At 65.3% G+C, this 26276-nt stretch carries 21 protein-coding genes; 14 read left to right on the forward strand and 7 right to left on the reverse strand.

Annotated features, from left to right (window positions below):
- The first annotated feature begins 175 nt into the window (after nucleotides 1-175).
- The 6 genes from C8D72_RS14580 (at nucleotide 176) to C8D72_RS14605 (ending at nucleotide 6356) form a co-directional block, all read left to right on the forward strand.
- A complete protein-coding gene (locus C8D72_RS14580) occupies nucleotides 176-868 on the forward strand; it encodes a response regulator (protein ID WP_115855186.1) in 693 nt (230 codons plus the stop codon).
- Nucleotides 865-2325, forward strand: a complete 1461-nt coding sequence (locus C8D72_RS14585) for a sensor histidine kinase (protein ID WP_115855187.1) — start codon at nucleotides 865-867, stop codon at nucleotides 2323-2325. Before C8D72_RS14580 ends, C8D72_RS14585 begins: the two co-directional genes overlap by 4 nt.
- Before the next feature lie 77 nt (nucleotides 2326-2402).
- The gene (locus C8D72_RS14590) at nucleotides 2403-3446 is read left to right on the forward strand and encodes a LacI family DNA-binding transcriptional regulator (RefSeq protein ID WP_115855188.1); all 1044 of its coding nucleotides are present in this window, start codon (nucleotides 2403-2405) and stop codon (nucleotides 3444-3446) included.
- Complete coding sequence (locus C8D72_RS14595; RefSeq protein WP_115855189.1) at nucleotides 3443-4444, forward strand: TRAP transporter substrate-binding protein; 1002 nt, start codon at nucleotides 3443-3445, stop codon at nucleotides 4442-4444. Before C8D72_RS14590 ends, C8D72_RS14595 begins: the two co-directional genes overlap by 4 nt.
- An 11-nt stretch (nucleotides 4445-4455) precedes the next feature.
- Nucleotides 4456-5052: a TRAP transporter small permease gene (locus tag C8D72_RS14600; RefSeq protein WP_115855190.1), complete on the forward strand. Its 597-nt coding sequence runs from the start codon at nucleotides 4456-4458 to the stop codon at nucleotides 5050-5052.
- Nucleotides 5049-6356, forward strand: coding sequence for a TRAP transporter large permease (locus tag C8D72_RS14605; protein WP_115855191.1), 1308 nt, complete (start codon nucleotides 5049-5051; stop codon nucleotides 6354-6356). The genes C8D72_RS14600 and C8D72_RS14605 overlap by 4 nt, the downstream gene beginning before the upstream one ends.
- Nucleotides 6357-6379: 23 nt before the next feature.
- Here C8D72_RS14605 and C8D72_RS14610 read toward each other — a convergent pair whose 3' ends face one another.
- Both C8D72_RS14610 and C8D72_RS14615 read right to left on the reverse strand, forming a co-directional pair.
- Complete coding sequence (locus tag C8D72_RS14610) at nucleotides 6380-7585, reverse strand: MFS transporter (protein WP_115855192.1); 1206 nt, start codon at nucleotides 7583-7585, stop codon at nucleotides 6380-6382.
- Between the two features lie 247 nt (nucleotides 7586-7832).
- Nucleotides 7833-9293 (reverse strand): NCS1 family nucleobase:cation symporter-1, encoded by a 1461-nt coding sequence (locus tag C8D72_RS14615; protein WP_115855193.1) that lies wholly within the window; start codon nucleotides 9291-9293, stop codon nucleotides 7833-7835.
- Nucleotides 9294-9738: 445 nt separating this feature from the next.
- Between C8D72_RS14615 and C8D72_RS14620 the strand changes: the two genes are divergently transcribed.
- The 5 genes from C8D72_RS14620 to C8D72_RS14640 all read left to right on the forward strand — a co-directional run bounded on the left by C8D72_RS14620 (nucleotide 9739) and on the right by C8D72_RS14640 (nucleotide 15760).
- Entirely contained in the window at nucleotides 9739-10461 is a 723-nt protein-coding gene (locus C8D72_RS14620; protein WP_115855194.1) for a GntR family transcriptional regulator, read from the forward strand.
- Nucleotides 10458-11213: an aspartate/glutamate racemase family protein gene (locus C8D72_RS14625; protein WP_115855195.1), complete on the forward strand. Its 756-nt coding sequence runs from the start codon at nucleotides 10458-10460 to the stop codon at nucleotides 11211-11213. The genes C8D72_RS14620 and C8D72_RS14625 overlap by 4 nt, the downstream gene beginning before the upstream one ends.
- Nucleotides 11210-12151, forward strand: a complete 942-nt coding sequence (gene puuE / locus C8D72_RS14630; protein WP_115855196.1) for an allantoinase PuuE — start codon at nucleotides 11210-11212, stop codon at nucleotides 12149-12151. Before C8D72_RS14625 ends, puuE begins: the two co-directional genes overlap by 4 nt.
- Nucleotides 12152-12406: 255 nt before the next feature.
- Nucleotides 12407-13708 carry an ATP-grasp domain-containing protein gene (locus tag C8D72_RS14635; RefSeq protein WP_115855197.1) on the forward strand — a complete coding sequence of 434 codons (1302 nt, stop codon included), beginning with the start codon at nucleotides 12407-12409 and terminating at the stop codon, nucleotides 13706-13708.
- 24 nt (nucleotides 13709-13732) lie between these two features.
- Complete coding sequence (locus tag C8D72_RS14640) at nucleotides 13733-15760, forward strand: CocE/NonD family hydrolase (protein WP_115855198.1); 2028 nt, start codon at nucleotides 13733-13735, stop codon at nucleotides 15758-15760.
- Nucleotides 15761-15832: 72 nt separating this feature from the next.
- Here the strand turns inward: C8D72_RS14640 and C8D72_RS14645 are convergent, their stop codons facing one another.
- The 5 genes from C8D72_RS14645 to C8D72_RS14665 form a co-directional block, all read right to left on the reverse strand.
- Nucleotides 15833-16735 carry an AEC family transporter gene (locus tag C8D72_RS14645; RefSeq protein ID WP_115855199.1) on the reverse strand — a complete coding sequence of 301 codons (903 nt, stop codon included), beginning with the start codon at nucleotides 16733-16735 and terminating at the stop codon, nucleotides 15833-15835.
- 88 nt (nucleotides 16736-16823) lie between these two features.
- The gene (locus C8D72_RS14650) at nucleotides 16824-18008 is read right to left on the reverse strand and encodes an amidase (RefSeq protein ID WP_115855200.1); all 1185 of its coding nucleotides are present in this window, start codon (nucleotides 18006-18008) and stop codon (nucleotides 16824-16826) included.
- A 238-nt stretch (nucleotides 18009-18246) separates the two neighbouring features.
- Nucleotides 18247-19086, reverse strand: a complete 840-nt coding sequence (locus tag C8D72_RS14655) for a MurR/RpiR family transcriptional regulator (protein ID WP_115855201.1) — start codon at nucleotides 19084-19086, stop codon at nucleotides 18247-18249.
- 59 nt (nucleotides 19087-19145) lie between these two features.
- Complete coding sequence (locus tag C8D72_RS14660; RefSeq protein WP_115855202.1) at nucleotides 19146-20375, reverse strand: allantoate amidohydrolase; 1230 nt, start codon at nucleotides 20373-20375, stop codon at nucleotides 19146-19148.
- Complete coding sequence (locus tag C8D72_RS14665) at nucleotides 20368-21633, reverse strand: pyridoxal-phosphate-dependent aminotransferase family protein (protein WP_115855203.1); 1266 nt, start codon at nucleotides 21631-21633, stop codon at nucleotides 20368-20370. The genes C8D72_RS14660 and C8D72_RS14665 overlap by 8 nt, the downstream gene beginning before the upstream one ends.
- A gap of 253 nt (nucleotides 21634-21886) precedes the next feature.
- On the opposite strand from C8D72_RS14665, the gene C8D72_RS14670 reads away from it, so the two are divergent.
- From C8D72_RS14670 to C8D72_RS14680, 3 genes are all read left to right on the forward strand, one after another.
- On the forward strand, nucleotides 21887-22873 hold the full coding sequence (locus tag C8D72_RS14670) for a TAXI family TRAP transporter solute-binding subunit (RefSeq protein WP_211308860.1): 987 nt from the start codon (nucleotides 21887-21889) through the stop codon (nucleotides 22871-22873).
- A gap of 136 nt (nucleotides 22874-23009) precedes the next feature.
- Nucleotides 23010-25616 (forward strand): TRAP transporter permease, encoded by a 2607-nt coding sequence (locus tag C8D72_RS14675; RefSeq protein ID WP_115855204.1) that lies wholly within the window; start codon nucleotides 23010-23012, stop codon nucleotides 25614-25616.
- Between the two features lie 171 nt (nucleotides 25617-25787).
- Nucleotides 25788-26216, forward strand: a complete 429-nt coding sequence (locus C8D72_RS14680; protein ID WP_115855205.1) for a carboxymuconolactone decarboxylase family protein — start codon at nucleotides 25788-25790, stop codon at nucleotides 26214-26216.
- Nucleotides 26217-26276: the final 60 nt, after the last annotated feature.

Consider the following 26276-nt stretch of genomic DNA (forward strand, 5'->3'; position numbering starts at 1 on the left):
CCGAACGCTGACGGCGTCGCAGCGCGTCATGGTTGCTGCGTTGGTCACCGACTGTTCGCCGTGCATACTGTCCCGGCGGCCCTCACCCGGGGCCGACACGGCACCGATGGGTCCGGGCTTCGCCTGCTGGCACGATAGTCCGGCAGGCTTTCAGCAACCTTTCACGGGAGCGGCAATGCGTACGCTATTGGTCGAAGACCACCCCTCGCTGGCAGACAGTATCCGGCGCTCGCTGGAAGAGGCCGGCTGGCGGGTGGACGTCATGCATGACGGGCTGTCGGCGCGCACGGCGCTGGAGACCGAAAGCTACGCCCTGCTGCTGCTGGATATCGGCCTGCCGGAGATGGACGGCTTTGCCCTTTTAAGCTGGCTGCGAAAGCGCGACACGCGCCTGCCGGTGATGCTTCTGACCGCCCGCGGCAGCATCAACGACCGCGTGAAGGGGCTCAACCTGGGCGCGGACGACTACCTGATCAAGCCCTTCTCGCTGTCCGAACTTCAGGCACGCATCAACGCCCTGATCCGCCGCACCCGCCACGACGGCCAGCAGATCCATCGCTGCGGCGCACTGGCCTTTGATCTCGGCGCGCGCAGCTTCGCCCTGCAGGACCAGCCGCTGACCCTGCCCCCACGCGAGCTGGCGCTTTTAGAGGCCCTGATGGCGCGGATGGGCCGTACGGTCAGCAAGGAGCATCTGGCCGCTCAGATGTTCTCGATGGAAGAGGACAGCTCGTTCGAGGCCATCGAGGTCTATGTCTCACGGCTGCGGCGCAAGCTGGAGGGCAGCGACGTGCGCATCGTCACCTTTCGCGGTCTGGGCTATCAGCTTGAAGCCCAGACCCTTGATGCCCCGGGCCCTGTGGCGTGAAGGCGAGCCTTTCGCCGCGCAGCCTGCGCGGGCGCCTGACCCGGCGCATCGGCGCGGCACTTCTGCTGCTGATCGGCATCGGCGTGGGTGGCGCCTGGCTGGATGCCTGGCGGGTGGCGAGCAGCGCCTACGACCGGCCGCTTTTGATCGCCGCCCGGGTGCTGGGCGAGTCGCTGACCGTCCGGGAGGGCCAGCTGCAGGCGAGGATCTCGCGCGCCGTGCTCGACCCGTTTTCGCTCGACAGCGGCGGCAGCGCCTTTTATCAGGTCATCACCCCGGAGCAGGGCTCGATCGCGGGCTTTGATGACCTGCCCGCCCCGCCGGCCTCGAGTGAGATGACCAGCCGCTATCCGTCGCTGGCGCGCTTTTATGACGCCACCTACGGCGGGCGCGATGTGCGCGTGGTCTCCTTGCTGGTGCCGGTCAGCCAGCCGGGCTATCAGGGCATGGTCGAGGTGCGGGTGGCCGAGCATCGCGACATCCATGCCCAGCTGATGCGCGAGCTGCTGGCAGATTCGCTGATGCGCCTGACACTGTTTGCCATCGGCGCCTTTTTGCTTTTCATGCTGGCCATCGATGCGGCCCTGCGCCCGCTGCGGCGCATCACCGACATGGTGGCCAGCCGCTCGCCGGACAATCTCGAACCGCTGCCGACCGACAACGTCCAGCGCGAGGTGCGCGGGCTGATCGATGCCATCAACCACCTCACCGAGCGCCTGGACGACACCCTGCGCGCCCAGCGCACCTTTGTGGCCGATGCCGCCCACGAGCTTCGAACGCCCCTGTTTGCCCTGCGTGCCCGGCTGGAGCTGGGCACGCAGACGCAGGAGACCGACGCACTGCGCGAAACGCTTGAAAGCGCTCAGCGCGATCTGGAAGCGCTGACGCTTTTGGCCAATCGGCTGCTCTCGCTGGCGCGGGTGGAAAACGATATCCGCCGGCGCGAGTTCGCCCCGCTGGATCTGACCGACACGGCGCGGGATTTCTGCATGAGCATGGTGTCGCTGGCCTGGCAGCGCGGCCTGACCCTGGCGCTCGAGGCGCCGCAGCCGGTAAGCGTTCACGCCGACAGCGCCTTGATCAACGAATTGCTGGCGATCCTGATCGGCAACGCCCAGGCCTATACCCCCGCCGGCGGCCACATCACGGTGCGCGTGCTGACCGGCGCCGTCATCGAGGTCGAGGACGATGGCCCCGGTATTCCCGAAGCCGAGCGCGAGCGGGTCTTCGAGCGCTTCTACCGGGCCCGCCGAGAGGCGCCGCCGACCGAGGAGGCCGACCGCGCCATCAGCGGCACCGGCCTGGGTCTGGCGATCGCCCGCCAGATCTGTACGGCGCTGGGGGCGAGCATCTCTCTGCATGAAGCCCCGGACGGCGGCACACTGGCCCGCGTGACGTTTGCCCCGACGCCGCCCGGCTCGCTCCTGGACCGAGGTCGTAGCACTAAAGCGCAATAGGCGTTGCCCATGATCCAGCGCTAGCCTGTCGGACGTATTTGGATCGATCCAAAACGCTCACTCGGCAGGACACTCCCATGCCCCCGTCAGGCAAGCCCGTCACACTCAAGGATCTGGCCGCACACGCCGGCGTGTCGCGCTCGACCGTCTCGCTGGTGCTTCAGGAGAGCCCGCTGGTGGCCAAAAGCACCCGTGAACGAGTGATGGCCGCCGTCAGGACGCTGGGCTATGTCTATAACCGCGGCGCCGCCACCCTGCGCAGCGCCCGCACCCATACCATCGGCGTGGTGGTGCACGACATCGCCAACCCCTTTTTCGGCGCCATGGTGGCCGGCATCGACGAGACCCTTCAAAACGCCGACTACGTCTCGTTTCTGGCCAGCACCGGTGACAGCCCCGAGCGCCAGCAGCGCCTGATCAATCGCCTGCGCGAGCAGCGCATTGATGCCCTGCTGCTCTGCCCGGCCGAGAACACCCCGGAGACCCTGCTCGACACCCTCGAGCGCTGGGGCCTGCCCTGCATCGAAGTGATGCGCCACGTCGGCGCGTCTCCCCGCGGCCACTATGTCGGCGCCGACATTCGCGCCGGCATGATTCGCGCCGTGACCCATCTGGCCGGCCAGGGCCATCGCCACATCGCCCTGCTGACCGGCCCGGGGCACAGCTCCGCCGACCGCGACCGCATGGCAGGCTTCCAGGCCGCCATGGAGGACGCGGGGCTGGTCCCGGATATCCGCACGGGGCGCGGAGAGCTGACCCGCCGCGCCGGGCTCGAGCGCACCCTGGAGATCATGAGTGAGGCCACACCGCCCACCGCGCTGATCTGTCACAACGATCTGATGGCACTGGGCGCCCTGCTGGCACTGGCCCGTCTGGGCCTGACGCCGGGCGTCGACTGCGCGGTCATCGGCATCGACGACAGCGATGAAGCGGCGCTCAGCGAACCGGCGCTGAGCAGCATTGCCACCCACCCCCACGCCATCGGTAGTGCCGCCGCCGAACTGGCGCTGGCGTGCCTTGATCACCCCGGCGGCGAGCCGCAGCGCCTGGTGCTGGACACCTCGCTGCACCTGCGCGCCAGCGCCGACCACTGCCTTCACCGTTCACGGGAGCCGTCATGACCTTTTGTCTGCCCACGCTGCGCCGCAGCCTGCCGCTGCTGCTGGCGATCACGATGCCGGCCCTGTCGGTGCTGGCCCCCGCCTCGGCCGGCGCGCGCGAGCTGATCTTTGGTCACGGCGCCACCGAGGAGACCGCCTATCACGCCAGCGCCGAGCGCTTTGGTGAGCTGCTGAAGGAAAAGAGCGACGGCGAACTGACCGTCAGCCTCTACAGCAACTCGGTGCTGGGCCATGAAACCGAGATGTTCGAGCAGCAGACCGCCGGGGCGCTGGATTTCTCGATCGTCAATCCCGGGCTGATCTCGGAGCTTTCCCACACCGCCAGCATCTTCTCGATCCCGTTTCTCTACCGCGATATCGACCACTGGGCGCACGTGCTCGACGGCGAGGCCGGCCGCGAGATTGCCCGGCGCATCGAGGACGAAACCGGCGTGAAGGTGCTGGCCTACTACGGCGGCAGTACCCGCCAGATCGTCAGTACCCGGCCGCTGGAAAGCCTTGATGACCTGAAGGGCATGAAGCTTCGCACCAACCCGACCCGCCCGGTCGTGACCGCCTGGGCGGCGCTGGGCACCCGGCCCACGGTACTGGCGTATCAGGAGATCTATACCGGGCTGCAGCTCGGCGCCATCGACGGGCTGCTCAACGAAGCGGAGTGGATTTATCGCATGCGCTTTCACGAAGTGGCATCGCACATCGGACTTTCCGAGCACGACATCACCGTGCGTTTGCTGACCGTCTCGGCGCAGACCTGGGAGTCGCTGTCCTCCGAGCAGCAGCGCGCGGTGCAGGCGGCAGCCAGCGAGAGCGAGCAGTACGCTCGCGATTTGCAGATTCGTCTGGACCGGGAGTCCCGGGAAAAGCTCAGGGCGGAAGGCGCGACGTTCTACCCGATGGACCGCGAGCGCATGCAGGCGATGGTGGCCGAACCGCTGGGTGAGGTGATCGACGACATGGATCTGCGCGATGTTTACAACCTGATCATCCACACCGACTGAGGAGACGCGCCATGGGATTCATCGCGGCCCTGGGCCGATTCAACCGCGGCATCGAGCGAGCGCTCAACGTCGTGCTGTTGCTCTTGCTGGCGGGCTTTATCCTGCTGATTCTCTATCAGATCGCCAGCCGCAATCTGGGCGTTTTGCCCACGGTTCATGCCACCGAGGAGCTTAGCCGCTTCGCCTTTCAATGGATGATCATGCTGGGCACGGCGATCGGGGTGCTGCACGCCGATCACTTCGTGCTGGAAGCTTTTGCCCGCCACACGTGGATGGGCCGGCTGACGCGAGTGCTGCGCGATCTGGCCTGTCTCAGCGTGGGCGTCATCTTCATCGTGTTTGGCCAGGCGTTTGCCGCCTCCGGCTTTAACCGGATCGCCAGCGCCTCCCAGCTGCCGATGGTCGTGACCTACTCGGCGTTTCTGGTCTGCGGCGTGCTGATCGTGCTGTTCAGTCTGCAGCGGCTGCTGCTCGGCGCCACTCGGGGGATGGACGTCATGGAGGGCGAGCTCGACACCCCCTCGAACATCGACGAGACGGCCCCGCCCACCGCCGACATCGACACCCCACCCACCGCCCGCAACGATCCACAGGAGAAACGTTCATGATGACGGGTGATCTGCTGTTTCTGCTGCCCTGGCTTTTGTTCGTGCTGCTGGGCGTACTGATCGTGCTGGGCGTGCCCATTGCGATGGCGCTGGTGCTGACCTCGTTCAGCGTGATCGTGCTCGACCCGCGTCTGACGCCCTGGATCCTGTTCCAGCGCATGTACTACGGCATGGATTCATTCGTGCTGCTGGCCGTGCCGCTGTTTCTGCTGGCCGGCAATCTGATGAACGCCGCGCGCATTACCGACCGTCTGATCACGCTGTGTCTCAATCTGGTCGGGCACTTCAAGGGGGCGCTGGCGCATGTCAACGTGCTGGTCAGCATGCTCTTTGCCGGCGTCTCGGGCTCCTCGACCGCCGATAGCGCCGGTATCGGCACGGTGCTGATCCCGGCGATGAAAAAGGAGGGCTATCCGGCGCACTTCAGCGTGGCGGTCACCGCCGCCTCCTCGGTCATGGGCATCATCATTCCGCCGTCGATCAACATGATCGTCTGGGGCGCGCTGACCAGCACCTCGATTGCCGGGCTCTTTCTGGGCGGCATCATTCCCGGGATTCTGATCGCCATTACGCAGCTTTTAATGAACCTGGGCTACGTGCGCCGTTACGACGTGCCCACCCGCAAGCGCGCGACCTTCAAAGAGATCCTGCATTCCGGCAAGGACGGTCTGCTGGCCGCCGGCATTCCGGTGCTGATCATCGGCGGCATTACGCTGGGCATCATGACGCCGACCGAGGCGGCGGTGATGGCGGTACTCTATGCGCTGTTGCTGGGCTTTGTGGTCTATCGCGAGCTGAACTTCAAAAGCGTGCTGGACGCCTCGACCGATACCGTCCGGCTCTGCTCGCTGTCGCTGTTCAGCCTGGTGGGCGCGGCGATCTTTGGCTATCTGATCAGTTTTTATCGCATTCCGCCGCAGCTGATGGTGGGTGTGGAGATCACCGACCCGACCGTACTGCTGGTGGTGATTGCAGTGGTCATGCTGCTGGTCGGCACCTTCATGGACTCGCTGCCGGCGATGGCGATTCTGGCGCCCATCTTTCAGCCGCTGGCCGCCCAGGCCGGCATCGACCCGCTGCAGTTCGGCGTGATCAGCGTCATGGCGCTCGGCCTTGGGCTGATCACGCCGCCCTACGGGCTGTGTCTGATGATCTCGGCGCGCATCGGCGGCATTCCGCTGTTGCAGGCACTCGGCACCACCATGCTCTATCTGCTGGTGATGCTGGGCGTGATCGCGCTGTTGATCTTCTTTCCCGACCTGATCCTGTATCTGCCGCAGACCTTCGGCCCCGACAGTGGCTGAGCCTGCCCCGGCGCGGGGCCGGGCTACTGCACCGTGGCGGTGTCGGCCTGGGCCTCACGGTGCTCGCCGGCCTCGATGCGGCTCAGGCGACGGTTGAGCACCCGCCAGGTGCACAGGGCGGCCACCAGCGCCACCAGCATCACGGCGCTGCCCAGCCAGGGGAGATCTTCCAGCGGCAGCGCGCGCTCCAGCGCCATGCCGCCCAGCCAGGCGCCGAAGGCGTTGCCCAGGTTAAAGGCGCTCTGGTTGAGGGTCGAGGCCAGATTGGGCGCCTCCACCGCCTGATCGACGATCAGAAGCTGCAGGATCGGCACCAGCGCAAACGCCACCACGCCCCACAGAAACAGCGTCACCATGGCCGCCAGCGGCGTATGCACGGTGATACCGAAAATCATCAAAATGGCGGCCGTCATCAGCATCAGCCCGATCAGCGGCGGCATCAGCCGGCCGCCGGAGAGCCGCCCGCCGACCACGCTGCCCAGCGTCAGGCCGGCGCCGAACAGCAGCAGCACCCAGGCCACCCAGCCGGTGGGGATACCGGTGACATCAGTCAAAAGCGATTCGATGTAGGAATAGACCGCAAAGAGGCTGCTGGAGGCCAGCACGCTGCAAAGCAGCGCCATCAGCACGGTCTTGCTCTTGAGCGCGGCAAACTCGCCCAGCACGCGTCCCTCACTGCGCGGCAGATGGCTCGGCACCCAGCGCCACAGCGACAGCACCGCGATGACCCCGATCAGGGTGACGGCCCAGAAGGTCGAGCGCCAGCCGGCCAGCTGCCCCAGAAAGGTGCCAAAGGGCACACCCAGCACGTTGGCAAGCGTGAGTCCGGCAAACATTAGCGAAATGGCCTGGCCGCGCTTTTCAGGCACCACCATGCTGGCCGCCGTCACCGCGCCGATGCCGAAGAAGGCGCCGTGGGAGAGCGCCGTAAAGACGCGCGCCATCATCAGCAGGGAATAGGTGGGCGCCAGCGCACAGGCCAGGTTGCCCACGATAAAAATGCCCATCAGGCCCATCAGGGTCGCCTTGCGCGGCATTTTGGAGGAGATCACGGCCAGTATCGGCCCGCCGATCACCACCCCCATGGCATAGCCCGACACCAGCAGGCCGGCCTGCAGCCGCGTGATATCAAGATCCGCCATGACGGCCGACTGCAGCCCCATGATCACGAATTCGGTGGTGCCGATACCAAAGGCGGCGATGGCCAGCGCCATCAATGAAAAGGACATGCTCCTGCTCCCGTCAGGTCGTTGTGGTCAGAGTCATGGCCCCGGCGGCGCGGGGCCGTACGTCATGAATGGGCGTGAGTCGGGGCGGCCCCGAAGGACGCCCTGCAGTATAGACATCGACCTTTTACGGCTAAAGTCGTATATGTCACTGGCCTCACGACCCCTGGCACTGCCGTCCGGAGAGGGCGCATAAAAAAGGGCATCCGGTGCCCTTCGACACCTGATGCCCGTCTCGACCCTGCCGTTCTCAGGAGCGCGAGGCGGCCGGCTTGCCGGCGGTGCCGCGACGCCACAGCCCGGACTGCCAGCCGTGGGCGAGTGCGGCCACGCCACCGCCGAAGAACACGGCGAAGCTGCTGATATCGCCCAGCGGCGCCAGGCTGATCGGCACGCTCACCAGTCCGCCCATGATCAGGGAGCGCAGCGCGACCGGATTGACCCCACCCTGATAGTGATAGGTGCTGCCCTCTTTAGAGGAGAAGAGCGCATCCAGATCGATCTTCTGGCGACGTACCCGATAGAAATCCATCAGGATAATGCCGTAGAGCGGCCCGATCAGACCGGCCAGCACGCCGACCGTGTAGTGGATCAGTTCGGGGTTGTTGAACAGATTCCACGGCGTCAGAAAGATCGAGCCGACCGCGGCGATCATGCCGCCCATGCGCCAGCTGATTTTTTCCGGCGCGACGTGGGAGAAATCAAACGCCGGCGCCACGAAATTCGCCACGATGTTGATGCCGATGGTGGCGGCCACAAAGGCAAACACGCCCAGCACGGCGGCGGTGACGCTGTCGATGCGGGCCACGGTTTCGATCGGGTCGGTCAGCATTTCACCAAAGACCTGCGGCGTACCGGAGACCACCACCACGGTGATGATGGAAAACACCAGGAAGTTGACCGGCAGCCCCCAGAAGTTGCCGCGACGCACGGCCTTCTCGGTGGCGCAGTAGCGCGAGAAGTCACCAAAATTCAGCGTGGGGCCGGCGAAGTAACCGGCGACCAGTACCGCGGCAACCACCATCTGCCACAGCGCTTCCCCGCCGCTTAAGGTCTGATTGGACAGCGACAGGCTGATGTTGCTCGGGCCGGCACTCCAGACGATCCAGCCGGCCAGGGCAAACATGACCGCATAGACCAGCGGCCCGGCCCAGTCGTTGAAACGCCGGATGGTGTCCATGCCGCGCCAGAACACCAGTGCCTGGAGCACCCACATCAGCGCAAAGCACAGCCAGCCCAGCGCGGACAGACCCACAAAGCTCACCTGCGTCCAGGACTCGAGCCCCGGGAACCAGCGCAGCAGCACCAACAGCAGCGCGTTGGAGGCAAGCCAGGTCTGGATGCCGTACCACACCACCGCGATCAGCCCGCGAATGACCGCCGGCACGTTGGCGCCCTTCGTGCCAAAGGCCATGCGACAGATCACCGGAAAGGGCACGCCGGTGCGCTGGCTGGGCCGCGCCACGGCGTTGGCAAAGATCTGCACCACCAGGATGCCGACCAGCAGCGAAATCAGTACCTGCCAGCCCATCAGCCCCAGGCCGAACAGGCTGGCCGCCAGCACGTAGCCCCCGACGCTGTGAATATCGGCCATCCAGAAGGCGAAAATGTTATAGGCATTCCAGTTCTGTCTGGCCGGCGCCAGATCCTCGTTATAGAGGTGCGGGTCGGGCGCAGCGGGCATCTGCCCCTCGGTCTTGGTGCGGTTCATGAGCGACTCCATGAAGGATCGTTACGCTGCCGCTGGCAGCCCTGCGATGGCCGGATGGTCGACATCGCCTGTCACCTTCTTCGTATACAATCCCCGTGCCAGATTGGACCATGCGCAATTAAAAAATTGCCTTTTGGTTACAACCTTCTGTTTTAAATATTATTTTTGATTCAAAAGGCCGCCCGCGGCGCTTTTAAAGCGCGCTCAAGAGCTACAACCATAGTCAAAAGGCCATCTCAGGTATGCACCACAAAAGTGCCGCGCACCTTTTATGTGCACCAAAAAGACGCCTTATCGTATACAAAATGCACCGCTCAGAAAGTTCTGATAGCGTTCCTGCCGACAACGTCTGCCCGGAACAGGCATTGAAAGGCAGTGGCATGGAAAATGCTTGTATACAATTCCGAGGGAGAGCATTCGACAGCAAAAGCATGACAGGAGCCCCATGAACGATACCGGTCAGTTCCACCTGCTGGCAGGTCTTGCCACCGGGCGCGAGACCCGCAGCGATGATGCGATCTATCAGGCGCTGTGGGAGGCCATCGTCGAGCATCGTCTTTCCCCCGGGGCCCGGCTGCCGGAAGACGCGCTGGCCGGCGCCTTCGGGGTGAGTCGCACCATGATTCGTCGCGTGCTGCAGCGTCTGGCGCTGGAGCAGCTGGTGACGCTTCGCGCCCACCGCGGCGCCCAGATCACCAGCCCCACCCCGAGCGAGGCGCGCGACGTTTTCAGGGCGCGGCGCCTGCTTGAAGGGGCGCTGCTGGCCGAGGTGGTCACCCGCCTCACGCCGGAAGACCTTAAGGCCCTGACCACGATTGCCGATCAGGAGCACCACGCCAGCCGTGAACAGGCCATTCGCCTGTCAGCGCGCTTTCATACGCGGCTGATGGCGGTTGCCGGCAACGCATCGCTGTCTGAAGCGCTCTCCCAGCTGATTTCGCGCACCTCTCTGATCATTGCCGTCTACGGGCGCCACCGGGCCGGCTGTCCCTGTGAACACCCGGCCCTGATCGATCTGTTGGCGACGGGCGAGCTCGCCGCCATACAGCACTGGATGCAGCAGCACCTGGCCGACATCGAGGCCAGCCTTGATTTCACCGCCAGCGGCGACGCCCTGCCCGATTTCGAACATCTTTTTGGCCACCACCGCGAACCGAGTGCTTCATGACCTCTCATACCCCAACCATCTGTGTCATCAATCCCAACACCAGCACCGCCATGAGCGAAGGCATCGCCACCAGCGCCCGACGCGTCGCGCGCGGCGAGATCCTCATACACACCTCGCGCCACGGCCCGGCAAGCCTTGAAGGCCACTTTGACGAGGCCATGGCCGTCCCCGGGCTTCTCGAGCGCATGATCGAAACCGAGCGCGGCGACACGCGCGTCGATGGCTACCTGATCGCCTGCTTCGGTGACCCGGGCCTGGCCGCCGCGCGTGAGGTGGCCTCCGTCCCCGTGATGGGCGTGGCCGAGGCCGGCATGCAGATGGCCGCCATGGTGGCGCGGCGTTTCTCGGTGGTGACCACGCTGGCGCGCACGCTGCCGATCGCCGAGCGGTTGCTGCATGAATACGGCAAGCGCGAGCAGTGCGCCGGGCTGCACGCCTGCGAGCTGCCGGTGGCGGCGTTTGAATCCGACGATGACAGCGTCTACGACACGCTGCTCACCGCCTGCCGCGAGGCCCTTGAGGCGGATGACAGTGACGCCATCCTGCTGGGCTGCGCCGGCATGAGCGAGCTGGCCGAGCGGCTGGGCGACACGCTGGGCGTGCCGGTCATCGACGGTGTGACCGCCGGCGTGGCGCTGCTGGGAGCGGCCAGCGCCACCGGCTATCCGGTCTCCAAAAGAGGGGATCGCGCCGCCCCGCTGGCCAAACCGCTTTACGGCGCCTTTGAACACCTGAGCCGGAGCCTGTCATGAGCCACGATCTTTATCTCGATCACTACCCTCGCGATCTGCGCGGCTATGGCGCCAATCCCCCGGACCCGAAATGGCCGAGCCGGGCCCGGGTCGCGGTGCAGTTCGTGCTCAACTACGAGGAAGGCGGCGAGAACAGCGTGTTGCACGGCGATGCCCACAGCGAGACGTTTCTTTCCGACATCGTCGGCGCCGCCCCCTACCCCGATCGCCACATGAGTCTGGAATCGCTCTACGAGTACGGCTCACGCGCCGGCGTGTGGCGCGTGCTGCGCGAGTTCGAGCGTCGTAACCTGCCGCTGACGGTGTTTGGCGTCACCATGGCGATGGCGCGCCACCCGGAAGTGGTCAGCGCCTTTCAGGAAGCCGGCCACGAGATCGCCTGCCACGCGCTGCGCTGGATTCACTATCAGGACATGAGCCCCGAGCAGGAGCGCACCATGATGGTGCAGGCGATTGAGCTGCATCGTGAGCTGACCGGCGAGCTGCCGCTGGGCTGGTACACCGGGCGTGACAGCCCCAATACCCGCGCGCTGGTGGGCGAGCACGAGCACTTTCTCTACGACTCGGATTACTACGGCGATGACCTGCCCTTCTGGACGCCGGTCGATAACGCCAATGGCGAGACGCGCGATCATCTCGTGGTGCCCTACACGCTGGACACCAACGACATGCGCTTCGCCTCGCCGGGCGGGTTCAACTACGGCGACCCGTTTTTCAACTACCTCAAAGATGCCTTTGACGTGCTCTACGAGGAAGGTGCCGAGTCGCCGAAGATGCTCTCGATCGGTCTGCACTGCCGCCTGATCGGCCGGCCCGGGCGCTTTCGCGCCCTGCAGCGCTTTCTCGATCACATCGAGGCGCATGACCGGGTGTGGGTCACCCGCCGTGTAGACATCGCCCGCCACTGGCATGAGCATCACGCGCCGGCGCCGCGCTGAGCCCCGGCAGGGGCGACCTGCCGGGGTCGCCCCGCCCTTTGATCCCCTGCCCGACACGCTGGCGCCCACACGGGGGCCGCTCGAACCGCCGGCGACCGCGCCGCCTTATTCCCGCGCTCGCGCCTTTCCTTGATACGCCGCAATAGTCCAGGAAACGCCGCTGACGAAAGGAAGCGCGCTACGCTTGAGTAGCAGGCAACCCCGGTTGTCACGCCGCTGCACCCGCTCCTTCACGGCAAGCAGAGGGATAACAACATGAATACGCAGAATATTTTCGTGGTAGGCCTTAATGATTTCAATCGTGCGCGATTAAGTCGGCTGAGAGGCGCCGAGCACTACAACTTCCTCGGGGTCATCGAGCCTGCCGAGGTGTACGACACCGAAATCTTTCCCATCGAGGCAATGGTCGAACGCGCGGGCACCACGCTTGCCGCCTTCGACGGCCATATCGATGCCATCGTCGGCTATATGGACTTTCCCGTCTCGACGATGCTGCCGCTGCTGTGCGAGCGCTTTCACACCCGCACCCCCAGCCTCGAGAGCCTGCTCAAGTGCGAGCACAAGTACTGGAGCCGGCTGGTGCAGCGCGAGGTGATCGGCAACTATATTCCGCGCTTTACCGCTTTCGACCCCTTTGATGACGATGCCCTGACGGTCATCGGCCAGGCGGGGCTCTACTTCCCCTTTTTCATCAAGCCGATCAAGTCGTCCGGTTCCCGGCTCGGGTTTCGCATCGACAGTCCCGAGGATTTCACCGCCGCCATCGCTCAACTGCGCGAGCAGATCGGCCTGATCTCGGCGCCGTTCAACTTCATCCTCGACCAGGCCGAGGTGCCCGATGAGGTGCGCGCCGTGGATGGCGGCTTCTGCATGGCCGAGGAGATCATCGGCGGCTGGCAGTGCACGGTGGAGGGCTATGTCCACGAAGGGCAGGTCAACCCTTACGGTATTGTCGATTCGTTGCGCTACCCCCGGGTACTCAGCTTCCTCTGCTACCACTACCCGTCGAGGCTGCCCGAGCCCATCCAGGCCAAAATGTGCGAGCTGACCACCACCGTCATGCGCCACATCGGCTTTGATAACGCCGCCTTCAACGTCGAGTTCTTCTGGGACGAGGTGCAAAACCGCATCTGGCTGCTGGAGATCAACACCCGCATTTCCCAGTCGCACTGCGATCTCTTCGAGAAGGTCGACGGCGTCAGCCATCAGCAGGTCACCGTCGATCTGGCCCTGGGCCGCCGGCCCGACATGCCGCATCGCGCGGGCGAGTTCCCGGTCGCCGGCAAATTCTTCTACCGGGTGTTTTTCACCGATGCCATCGTCAGCGCCGTACCGAATGATGCAGCGCTTGCGGCACTGTGTGACGACTTCCCCGGCACGATGATCGAGCTGCAGACCGTCCCCGGCCAGCGCCTTTCCGAACTGCCCGAGCAGGACAGCTACAGCTATGCGCTGGCCTATATCTGGATGGGAGCCGACAGCAGTGACGCGCTGGAGGAGAACTACCGCCGGCTCGCCGAGCGGCTGAACTTCGAGTTTACCGACGTGGCCGGCTGAGGCGTCGCTTTTCAGGGAACCGCCATGCAGATCATCAACGATTTTCCCCACCGGGTGCTCGAAGAGGAGACCTGGATCGACATGCCCGACGGCCTGCGACTGGCGGCACGCATCCGGCGCCCGGCAGATGGACCGCCGGTGCCCGCCATCCTCGAATACCTGCCCTATCGCAAGCGCGACCTCACGGCCCAGCGCGACGCCGGCATGCATCACTACTGGGCCGGCCACGGCTACGCCGGGGTACGCGTCGATATCCGCGGTACCGGCGAGTCCGACGGCGTCCTGCTGGATGAATATTTTCAGAGCGAGCTCGATGACGGCGTCGCCATCATCGAGTGGCTGGCACGCCAGAGCTGGTGCAACGGCAGCGTCGGCATGGTGGGTATCTCCTGGGGCGGCTTCAACGGCCTGCAGATCGCCGCCCTGCAGCCCCCGGCGCTCAAGGCGATCATCACGATCTGTTCCACCGATGATCGCTATGCCGACGACGTACACCACATGGGCGGCTGCCTGCTGGTCGATAACCTCTCCTGGGCCTCGACCATGTTCGACGGCAACGCCTGTCCGCCCGACCCGGCGCTGGTCGGTGAACGCTGGCGCGACATGTGGCGCGAGCGCCTCGCGGGCAGCGGGTTGTGGCTGGAGAAGTGGCTGCGCCACCAGCGCCGCGACGACTACTGGAAGCACGGCTCGGTGTGCGAGAACTTCAGCGCCATTCGTTGCCCGGTCTACGCCATCAGCGGCTGGGCCGACGGCTACTGCAATGCCGTCTTCCGTCTGCTGGCGGGGCTCGAGGGGCCGGTCAAGGGGCTGATCGGCCCGTGGGCGCACAAGTATCCGCACCTGGGTGTGCCGGGGCCGGCGATCGGATTTCTGCAGGAGTCGCTGCGCTGGTGGGATCAGTGGCTCAAGGGGATCGACACCGGCATCATGGCGGAGCCGGCGCTGCGGGTCTGGATGCAGGACTCGGCGCCCCCCTCGACCAGCTACGACCATCGTCCGGGGCGCTGGGTATCGGAGCCCGTCTGGCCCTCTCCCAACATTGTCACGCAGCGCTTTCAGCTCACTGCCGGCCATGGCCTGATCAGCGAGGAGAAGGGCGTGGCGCCCCTTGATGATCGAGCGCTGAGCGTGCGCTCCCCGCTGTCGGTGGGGCTGCATTCGGGCAAATGGTGCTCCTACAACGCCCCGCCCGACCTGCCCCACGACCAGCGCGAGGAGGATGGCGGCGCCCTGGTCTTTCAGACCGCGCCACTGGAGGCGGCGCTTGAGATCTGCGGACAGCCGGTGCTGACGCTGTCACTCTCTGCCGACCAGCCGGTAGCGATGGTGGCGGTGCGGCTGATCGATATTCATCCGGACGACAAGGCCACCCGGGTTTCCTGGGGGCTTTTGAACCTCACCCACCACGACAGCCACGAACACCCCGAGCCGCTGGAGCCGGGGCGCCCCTACCGGGTGCAGGTGGCCCTCAAGCACATCGCCCAGCAGTTTCCCGCCGGCCACTCGGTTCGGGTCTCGGTCTCCACCAGCTACTGGCCGCTGGCCTGGCCGGCGCCACGCCCGGTACGGCTGACGCTCCATCCGGCCGAGTGCCGCCTGCACCTGCCGGTGCGCGCGCCGCGCCCGGAAGAGGAGGCGGCCCTGCCCGACTTTGGGCCGCCGCAGGCCGCTCCGCCGCTGGCCACCACCATGCTTGAGCCCGGCAGCGAGGCCTGGCGAACGATTCGCGACCTTGCCACCGACCGTAACACCCTGGAGGTGATCAATGACGAGGGGCGCTACCGCCTCGACGATATCGACCTTGAAATCGCCGGCCGGGTTACCGAGCGCTACCACTATACCTACGGCGACTACGACAGCGTCGAGGGCACCACGCTGTGGGAGCGAGCGTTTCGCCGCGGCGACTGGCAGGTGCGCACGCGTACCCATACGCGCCTGACCGCCACGGCCGAAGCGTTTCGCATTCAGGCCACGCTGGATGCCTGGGAGGGCGAGACACGGGTCTACTCGCAGAGCTGGGATGAGCACATTCCGCGGGATCTGGTGTAGGGCTCGTTTCTCCACCGATGCACGCCACCGCCCGCTTTCCCGGCGGTGGCACGCCATCGACCCGGTGATGGGCTAGCCCATCGCCAGCATCCACAGCGGCAGCGTGCCCGCGGCCAGCAGGGTCGAGAGGAAAATGCTCGCGCCGACGGTGTGCTGCTCCTCGCCCGCCCGGGCAAAGGCCAGCACATTGACCCCGATCGGCCCAGCGGCCGCCAGCACCAGCACGTGCAGCGCCATCGGCGCCAGCCCCGGCACAAGACTGCCCAGCGCCAGCACCAGCAGCGGCATGAGCGCCAGCTTGCCGGCACACACCGCCCAGATGGTCGGCGAGGTACGCAGCTGATAGCGGGTCAGCCCCACCCCGACCACGATCAGCGCACACGGCAGCGCCGCGCGCGCCAGCCAGTCCAGCACCTGCCACAGCGGCTTTGGCAACTCGATCCCCGCGATATTAATCACCACGCCCATCAAAAGCCCTACCACCAGCGGGTTGGCCAGCGTTTTCAAAAGGCTCAGCACGCTCGGGCGCTGCTCGCTGCCCTGGCCGAGCGCGGCATAGAGTGACTGGGTCGAAAAGAGGATCAGGCTGTGCACCGCCAGCAGGGCAAAGAGATAGACCAGCCCGTCGTGACCAAACAGCGCCGTGACCAGCGGAATACCGATCAGGACGTTATTGGAGTAGCTCGCGGCCAGACCGATGGCGGAGGCCTCGCCGGTACGCCGGCGAATATAGAGATTGAAGCCGGCAAACAGCAGCAGCGCCGGAATGAAATAGACCAGCAGCAGCAGCGGCGACAGCGCATCGGCAAGCGGGGCGCGCGCGATGCCGGTCAACAGCAGACAGGGCAGGAAAAGGCGAAAGGTGACCCAGGAGAGCCCGCCGGCGCTGGACGGCGTCAGCCACTGCCGCCAACCCAGCACATAGCCGACCACGATCAGCGTGAAGATGGGCAGTATCGCGAGTATGGCGGCCATGGATGCTCCTGTGGGTCATGTTCCCATGGCGCCAGTGGATCGATGCGCCCGGACAGGAGGGCATCATAACGGCCGGGCCGTTTTATGCCTATGCACGATAGCCTCGCGCCCGTGCCACCAGATGTCGGTCCTGGCCGGGCGCCCCCAGCAGCGACAGTCCCCAGGGCGCGTGGCCGCCCCCTTCACGATCATCCAGCATGCAGGGCATGGAGAGCTGCGGGGCACCCCAGAGACCGGCCAGCGCCGTCATGCCCATCAGGCATTCGCGGTAGGCCTCCAGACGCTGGCCGGTCAGGCTCAGAAGCGGCGAGGCGCCCGGTGCGGTGGGCAGGGCCAGCAGCTGGGCGCCGTCATCACTGAAAGTACGCAACGCGTCGATGATCTCCGCGCGCGCCTTGAGCGCGACCTGCTCGTCCGACTCGGTCAGGGTGGCGCACCACTGGAAACGCGCCTCGATATCCGGCGCCAGCCGCGGCTTTTCGCGGGTCATCCACGCACCGTGGACCCGCCAGATATCACGCCCCTGCAGCACGCGAAAGGTGCGCCCCAGATGGGCCAGCCACTGATCCGAGAGCGGCTGGACCAGCAGGTCCTGCCGAGCGCCGAGCGTTCGATGAAAGCGTGAGGCCTCGCTGGCGAGCGCCTCGGGCACCAGCAGGGTCATGACACTGTCGGGCGCGGCACTGCGGCCCTCGGGCAGCAACACCTCTGCTACACTGGCAAGCGCGTCATGATCCCGGCACAGCCAGCCGACCGTATCAAAACACGGCGCCAGCGGCACGAGTCCGTCGCAGCCGATCGCGCCGTGCGTGGGGCGCAGCCCCCATAGCCCGTTGTAGCTGGCCGGAATGCGAATCGAGCCGCCGGTGTCGGTGCCCAGGCCGATGTCGGCTTCGCCGCGCGCTACGGCGATGGCCGAGCCGGAGCTGGAGCCGCCCGGCAAACGCTCGGGCGCCTTCGGATTGACCGGGGTGCCGTAGTGCACGTTGGCGCCGTTGAGGCTGTAGGCGAACTCGTCGGTCTGGGTCTTGCCGGCAAGCGCTGCGCCGGCCTCCAGCAGCGCCTGCACGGCGGGCGCAGTACGCTGGGCCGGGCGCTGGGCGGTCGCCCAGTCGGGATTGCCCGCCCCGGTGATCTCGCCTTTGATATCAAAAAGATCCTTGACCGCCAGACGCTGCCCGGCCAGCGGGCCGCGCTCCGTGATCGCAGCACGGCGCTCGGGGGCTCCCTTGACCCAGACGCTGCGGTCCACACGCTCGATGACGTCACTCATGTGCACTCCCTGGCCTGACCGGCGCTGTTTGAGGTATGACACAGCACTACTGCAACCTTCGTGCCAGTCTGGTGCAGCGCCCTTTTACAGCGCACTTCAGGCCTTCGAATGACCGGGGCGTCAGGCGCCGGCGGCCGGCAAACTGCACATTCTCGGTGCAATAAGTGCACGCCCTGCCCTGCAATGGACACAAAAAAGGCGGCCCGCGGGCCGCCTCTGATCAAAGCCGGGCGTCAACTCAGGAGAGTTCCTCCAGACCTGAATAGGCCTCACTAATGGCATCAATGCGTGCGCGCCCCTCGCCGAGGCGCTTGTGCAGCAGCGCGTTGGACAGCAGATTGATCAGGCTCATCACCGAGGTGTAGCTGTCAAAGGCAGAGACGCTGTCCAGCGGACACTCCAGCTGCCAGGTGGGAGACGCCCCGGCAGCGGCCAGGGTGGGGTCGCCGATCAAAAGCGTGTCCACACCGCCGTCCTTGAGCTGCTCGAGCAGACTCGAGAACCCGTGCGCCCGGCGCCGAAAGCCCATGACGATCGCCAGCGTGCCCTTTGGCACGCCGACCAGTTCCTCGCCCAGCGACTGACCCGGCAGCGGCGCCAGGCGCACGCCGGGACGCACCTGCATCAACTGCTGGCGCAGGTGCAGGGCGGGCGGATAGCCGTTGCGATAGCCAATCACCAGCACCTCGGGGGCACAATCCAGGGCCTCGACCAACGCATCAAAGGTCCCGGCATCGATGGCCGCCAGCATCTGGTGCAGGTTGTCGCGCTCGCGCTCGAAGTGGCGCTGGAAGCGCTCCAGCCCACTGCCCAGCGCACTCGAGTCGGTGACCAGCGGCACGCCATGATAGCGAAGCTCACGGGCGTGCTGGCGCACCTCGCTGAAGCTGGCAAACCCCAGCCGCCGAAAGAGCCGGCTGACCGTGGCCTTGGAGACCCCGGTCAGCCGGGCCAGATCCGCGGCGCTGTAGACGGCGACATCGTCGAAGTGATCGAGGATAAACCCCGCCACCTTCTGCTCGTTGGGCGTGAGCTGATCAAACTGCTGGCGCAGTCGCTGGCCCAGATGCTGTTCCATGGTGATCTCGCCTCAAAAACCGGGCAGCGCACTGCCCGGCGTATGCCTGGCAGGCGGTATCAGCGCACAAGCGCGGTGACGGCACCGCTCATGGCGTTGAGGGCGTCATCCACATCGCGGGCCTGTACCGACTCGTCCGGATGATGGCTGATGCCGCGGGCGCAGCGCACAAACAGCATGCCGATGTCGCAGATGCCGGCCATCGCCATGCCGTCGTGCCCGGCGCCGCTGGCCAGCCGCAGAACCGGGCCCGTATCGGTGCCGATCACGGTGCCGATCGCGCCGGACAACGCCTCGACCAGCCGCGGCGAGCAGGCCACCGCCGGTGCCGAGTGGGTCTCCTGCCAGTGCCAGACCAGCCCGCGGGTCTCGCCAATGCGGTCACAGGTTTCACGAATGGCCGCCAGTGTCCGGTCGCGGTCCTCGTCGCGCTCGGCGCGAATGTCGAGCGTCATGCGCACCTCGCCGGGGATGACGTTGACCGCGCCGGGAAAGGTCTCGAGCGAGCCAACCGTGGCGACGATGCCGGCGGCGCGCGCCAGCGTTTCGATGGCCACGATCGCCTCGGCCGCCCCGGACAGCGCATCACGCCGCAGCGCCAGCGGCGTGGTACCGGCATGACCCGCCTCACCGCCGATGGTAATGCTGAACCGGCGCGCACCGGCAATGGCCGTGACCACGCCCAGCGAGCGGCGCTCGGCTTCCAGCACCGGGCCCTGCTCGATGTGCGCCTCCAGATAGCCGGCCACGGTCTCGGGGGCGCGGGCGGCATCACCGACGCGCTCGGGGTCGAGGCCGAAGTCGATGAACGCCTGGCGAAGCGTCACGCCGTCACGACCGGTGATCTCCCACCAGGCGTCGTCCCAGCTGCCGGCCACGGCGCGGCTGCCCAGCAGCGCGGTGCCAAAGCGGGTGCCCTCTTCATCGGCAAAGGCGACGACCTCCACCGAGCGGGTCGGACGCTGGCCGGCGGCGTTTAAACGCGCCGCCACACCGATCGCCAGCAGCACGCCCAGCGGGCCGTCAAAGCGCCCGGCGTTGATCACGCTGTCCGAGTGCGAGCCCAGCACCAGCGCCGGCAGGGACGGATCACGCCCTTCCAGACGCCCCCACTGGTTGCCGGCGGCGTCCTGCCAGGTCTGCATGCCGGCGTCCTGCATCCACTGCGCCAGCTGCGCATTGGCGCGGGCGTGTTCCGGCGTCAGGTAGCAGCGCGTGAGCTGACCGGCATCGGCCGAGATGGCGGCCAGCTGATCACAGGCCGCAACGATGGCGTCACCGTTATGCATGAGCGCTCCCCGGCTTCTGTTGTGAGCTCTGCTGTGGGTTTTGCTGATAGTAATCACGCGCAGCGCCGGCGCCGCTGCCGGCAGTGATGCTGACCCCGGCCTGACGCAGCACCTCTTCAAGTGCGGCGAGCGTGGTCATGACGGTGTCGCGACGAGCGTTGTAGCCCATGGTGCCGATGCGCCAGATACGCCCGTGCAGCGGGCCGAAGGAGGTGCCGATCTCGATGGCGTAGTCTTCCAAAAGCGTACGGCGCAGCACCTCGCCTTCCACGCCGTCGGGAATGTAGATGCCGACCACGTTGTTCATGCGATGGCCCTGATCGCCAAAGAGTTTGAGCCCCATCGCCGACAGTCCGCTGGTCAGCGCGCCGCCGTGCAGGGCGTGACGGGCCACGGCCTGATCCATGCCTTCGTTGACCAGCAGCCTTGCGCATTCACGCGCGCCATACAGCATGCTGGTGGCTTCGGTGTGGTGATTGAGACGCGCCTCGCCCCAGTAATCGAGGATCATCGACAGATCGAAATAGTTCGAGCGAATGCGCACGCCGCGCCCGGCATCATGGCCGTCGCCGACCAGCCCGGCTTCGACATGCGAGCGCGCGCGGATGCATTCGACGGCGCGCGGCGACAGCGTGGTCGGCGCACTGCCGGAGGGCCCGGCCAGGCACTTCTGCAGCCCGGCAGTGACGGCGTCGAGCTGCCAGGCATCGGTGTCCAGCGCGTTGCCGGCCAGCGATGCGGTGGCGTCGGTGTAAAACAGCACGTCATGCGCGCGGCAGATCTGTCCGATCGCTTCAAGCGGCTGGCACATGGTAGTGGAGGTGTCGCCCTGCACCATGGCGAGCACCTTCGGGCGCACGTCACGAATGGCCGTCTCGACCTGCTCGGGCGTGAAGACCTCGCCCCATTCGACCTCGATGATGTGAACGTCGGCACCGGCACGCTCGGCGATCTCGCGCAGCAAATGTCCGAAGCGGCCGAAGACCGGCACCAGCACCCGATCGCCCGGCTCGATCAGCGACACCAGCACCGCCTCGATGCCGGCGCGCGAAGTGCCGTCGATCAATAGCGTCGCGTCATTTTGGGTGCGAAAGACATCGCGATACAGCGCCTGGGTCTCGTTCATGCAGGCGGTCATGGCGGGGTCGTATTGGCCGATCAGCGGCGCGGACATGGCGCGCAGCACGCGCGGGTCGGCGTTGATCGGCCCGGGGCCCATCAGAAGGCGTGTAGGGGGATTGAAGGACTCAAAGGACATGACAGGCCACCTTGTTACGATCGTTTCATATAGATGCTATAGGAAATCATGGTTGCAACGCGACCCCTCGATGATTGATTTTTATCATCACACAGCGTGCCAAGACATCAGTAACCGCCCCCACCAAGCTGTCATGAAACTTAAGTTAGTAAGATGGTCGTTTTGCAGTCCTGTCACTGCGGCAGTAACGTAGCGTCACCTGACAGGCCCGGCCTGTCACAAGGGATAACAAGCCATAAAAAGGAACCTTCCCATGATCAAACGCCAGACCCTTACTGCGATGCTGTCGGCGACCGTCATGACGCTGGGAGCGCTTGCGCTCTCCAGCACCAGCGCTCAGGCCGGTCAGCAGCAGTTCATGACCATCGGCACCGGCGGTCAGACCGGTGTCTATTACGTGGTGGGTCAGTCGATCTGTCGCTTCGTCAACCAGGGCGACAGCGGCTATCGCTGTAATGCGCCGTCGACCGGGGCCTCGGTGGCCAACGTCAACGGCATTGAAAACGGTGACCTGGATCTGGGCGTGGCCCAGTCCGACGTGCAGTACAACGCCTATAACGGTGAAGGCCAGTTCGAGGGCAGCGCTCACGAGGACCTGCGCTCGGTCTTTGCCATGCATGGTGAGCCGCTCACTCTGGTGGCACGCGCCGACTCCGGCATCGAAACGCTGGATGACCTCAAGGGCAAGCGCGTCAACATCGGCAACCCGGGCTCGGGCAACCGCGCTACCATGGAAGTCGTGATGGCCGCCAAGGGCTGGAGCACCAGCGACTTTGCGCTCGCCTCCGAGCTCGACAGCGCCGAGCAGGCCTCGGCCCTGGCCGACAACAACATCGATGCCATGGTGTTTGTCGCCGGTCACCCCAACGGCTCGATTCAGGAAGCGACCACCACGGTGGATGCCCGCATCATTCCGCTCGACGGCGACGTGATCCAGACGCTGGTGGAAGAGAACCCCTACTACAGCTTCTATGACATTCCCGGCGGCATGTACAAGGGCAATCCGGATGACGTGAAGACCTTTGGTGTCGGCGCGACCGTGGTCAGCGCCGAGAAGGTCGACGACGACCTGGTCTATGCCGCGGTCAGTGCCGTGTTCGACAACTTCGAGCGATTCAAGAAACTGCATCCTGCCTTCGCCAACCTTGACCCGGAAACCATGGTCAATCAGGGCCTGTCGGCGCCGCTGCACGAAGGTGCGAAGCGCTATTATCAGGAGAAGGGCTGGCTCAACGAGTAAGCCGGTCTGACCCGGGCCGTGATGATCACGGCCCGTTGATCATTGTTGACGGCGCAACGCTCCCACTCGGGGGCGTTGCGTCATTTCCGATCCGGGCCGCTGTTCCGGAACGGTCCTGCCGCCAGAGGATGCGGACATGAACACGACTCCCTCTTCAACCGGACACCAGAGCGTGGATGCCAAAGAGCTGGCAGCCGCCTCCGATACCGGCGGACGCCAGCTCCAGGGCCTTACCGGACGCCTGCTGCTGGCCGTAGCCGTTGCCTGGTCCCTGTTTCAACTCTGGATTACCTCACCGCTGCCCTATCTGATGGGGTTTGGCGTGTTCAGTGCCACCGAGGCGCGCTCGATTCACCTGGGCTTTGCGCTTTTTCTGGCCTTTCTCTCCTGGCCGGCGCTCAAGCGCTCGCCGAAGGATCGCATCCCGGTCACGGACTGGGTGCTGGCGGTGGTGGCCGCCTTCTGCGCGCTGTATATCTATCTGTTCTACGCCCAGCTCTCCGGTCGTCCCGGCAACCCGATTCTGCAGGATGTCATTGTCGGTGTAACCGGGCTGGTGCTGCTGCTGGAAGGCGCCCGTCGAGCGCTCGGGCCGCCGCTGATGATCGTGGCGCTGGTCTTTCTGGGCTATTCGCTGGCAGGGCCGTACATGCCGGGCATGCTGGCCCACCGCGGCGTGAGCTTTGATGCCCTGATCAACCATCAGTGGCTGACCACTCAGGGCGTGTTCGGCATTGCGCTGGGGGTGTCCACCAGCTTTGTCTTTTTGTTCGTGCTCTTTGGCGCGCTGCTCGACAAGGCCGGCGCCGGCAATTATTTCATCAAGGTGGCCTTTTCGATGCTGGGCCACTACCGCGGCGGGCCGGCCAAGGCGGCCGTGGTGGCCTCCGGGCTGACCGGTCTGATCTCGGGCTCCTCGATTGCCAATACGGTCACCACCGGGACATTTACCATCCCGATGATGAAACGGGTGGGGTTCTCTCCGACCAAGGCCGGCGCCGTCGAGGTGGCCTCCTCGGTCAACGGCCAGATCATGCCGCCGGTCATGGGGGCCGCCGCTTTCTTGATGGTCGAATACGTCGGCATCCCCTACGTCGAGGTCATCAAGCACGCCTTTTTACCGGCGATGATCTCCTACATTGCGCTGTTTTATATCGTCCATCTCGAGGCCATGAAGGCCGGCATGCAGGGACTTACGAGTTCGAATCCGCCAAAACCCTGGCTGTTCAGGCTTTTGGGCTTTGCCACTGGCCTGGTCGGTCTGATGGCGCTGAGTGCCGTGGTCTATTACGGGCTGGGCTGGCTCAAGCCAGTGCTGGGGGAGGCCACCCCCTGGGTGGTGTCGGTCGCGCTGGTGGTCATCTATGTGGCCCTTTTAAAGCTGGGGGCGCGCTATCCCGAGCTTGAGACCGACACGCCTGATAGCAGCATCACGACGCTGCCGCAGACCAGACCGACCGTCATGGTCGGGCTGCACTATCTGCTGCCGGTGGTGGTGCTGGTCTGGTGTCTGATGGTCGAGCGGCTCTCGCCGGGGCTGTCGGCTTTCTGGGCGACCGTCCTGATGATGGTCATCATGGTGACGCAGCGTCCGCTGAGTGCTTTCTTCCGCGGCCGACTTGCCCTGGGCGAGAACCTGCGCCAAGGCGTGCTGGATCTCTGGAGCGGGCTGGTCGACGGCGCTCGCAACATGGTCGGTATCGGCATTGCCACCGCCACGGCCGGCATCATCGTCGGGGCAGTATCGCAGACCGGCGTCGGCCTGGTGCTGGCCGACCTGGTCGAGCATCTCTCGATGGGCAGTCTCTTTTTGATGCTGCTGCTCACCGCGGTTCTGAGCCTGATTCTGGGCATGGGGCTGCCGACCACTGCCAACTACATCGTGGTGTCGGCGCTGCTGGCGCCGGTCATCGTGCAGCTGGGTCAGCAGCAGGGACTGATCGTGCCGCTGATCGCGGTGCATCTGTTCGTGTTCTATTTCGGCATCATGGCCGACGTCACCCCGCCGGTGGGACTGGCCTCGTTCGCCGCTGCCGCCATTTCGGGCGCCGACCCGATCCGCACCGGCTTTCAGGCCTTCTGGTACAGCCTGCGTACCGCCGCGCTACCGTTTCTGTTCATCTTCAATACCGATCTGTTGCTCATCGATGTCGATCTCTGGCACGGCATCGTGGTCTTTGTGGTGGCCACCGTTGCCATGCTGGTCTTTGCCGCAGCCACCCAGGGCTGGTTTGTGGTGCGCAACCGCTGGTACGACACCATCCTGCTGCTGCTGATCGCCTTTACCCTGTTCCGGCCCGGCTTCTGGCAGGATATGATCGTGCCGCCCCATGAAGAAATGCCGCCGGCGCAGTTTGCGCAGGCCTACGGCGAGCTGGGCCCGGAGCAGTCGCTGCGCGTCGGCATCGAGGGGCTCAACGATTACGGCGCGCCCATGAGCCTTGTGATCGAAGTCCCGGCCGTTGAAGGCGAGACCGGTCAGGAGCGACTCGACAACCTGGGACTTGCGCTTCGTCAGGACGGAGACACCACGCTTGTGGACATGACCACCTGGGGCAGTCAGGCCAGCGAGCTGGGCTTTGACATGGACCAGACGATCACCTCGGTGGCCCTGCCCCGCGAGCGTTTTGCCAAGGAGTGGCTCTGGATCCCGGCCCTTCTGGTACTGGGGCTGATCATCTACTTGCAGCGCCGGCGCCGAACGGATCACACTGAGTCACGCATGGCCGCAACCAATGCCTGACCTTTTGCGCCGCCCGATATTGCCCGGGCGGCGCAAAAGATTAAGCCCTGCAAAGAGTTGTCGAATTTATAAAAGTTTAAACCGCGCTCAACTTTATAAAGGCAGGCTGTGGATTAAATTCTGCCAAGGGCGTTAAATAGGACCAGATTCATACCATTTTGAGGTGCCGTCATGACCGGTGAACGTCCCAAGCGAATCGATGCGACCGATATCTACCACACCACCCGTGCGGTACGACATTGTAGTCTCGACCCTTCCATTCGCTGTCTGGCAGAGCTTCGTACCTCGCAGATCAACGGCGGCTGCGACAACTGCGAAAATCTGCGCGTCAGTGAAGCTGAAGCGCTGGGCATCGATGCCGAGAAACTTCGCGAGCTGGCACGCTGGGCCGACTCCGACCGATTTACTGCTCGCGAGCGTGCTGCACTTGCCTGGTGTGAATCCTTCACGCATTTTCGTCCGGTGGATGCCAGCACCCGCATGATGGCCATCAATACCTTCTCGCCGCGTGAACTCGCCGACCTGACCCTGGCCATCGAGCTGACCAGCACCATGTCGCGCGTGGCCCGTCACATGGACAGCGACGTCCGCTTCGGCTGAGCGTCCGGACGCCGGTGCAATCCGCCGGCATGATTTGACCTGGATCAGACCCCGGACATG

The sequence above is a fragment of the Kushneria indalinina DSM 14324 genome, assembly GCF_003385845.1.
GTDB lineage: Bacteria > Pseudomonadota > Gammaproteobacteria > Pseudomonadales > Halomonadaceae > Kushneria > Kushneria indalinina.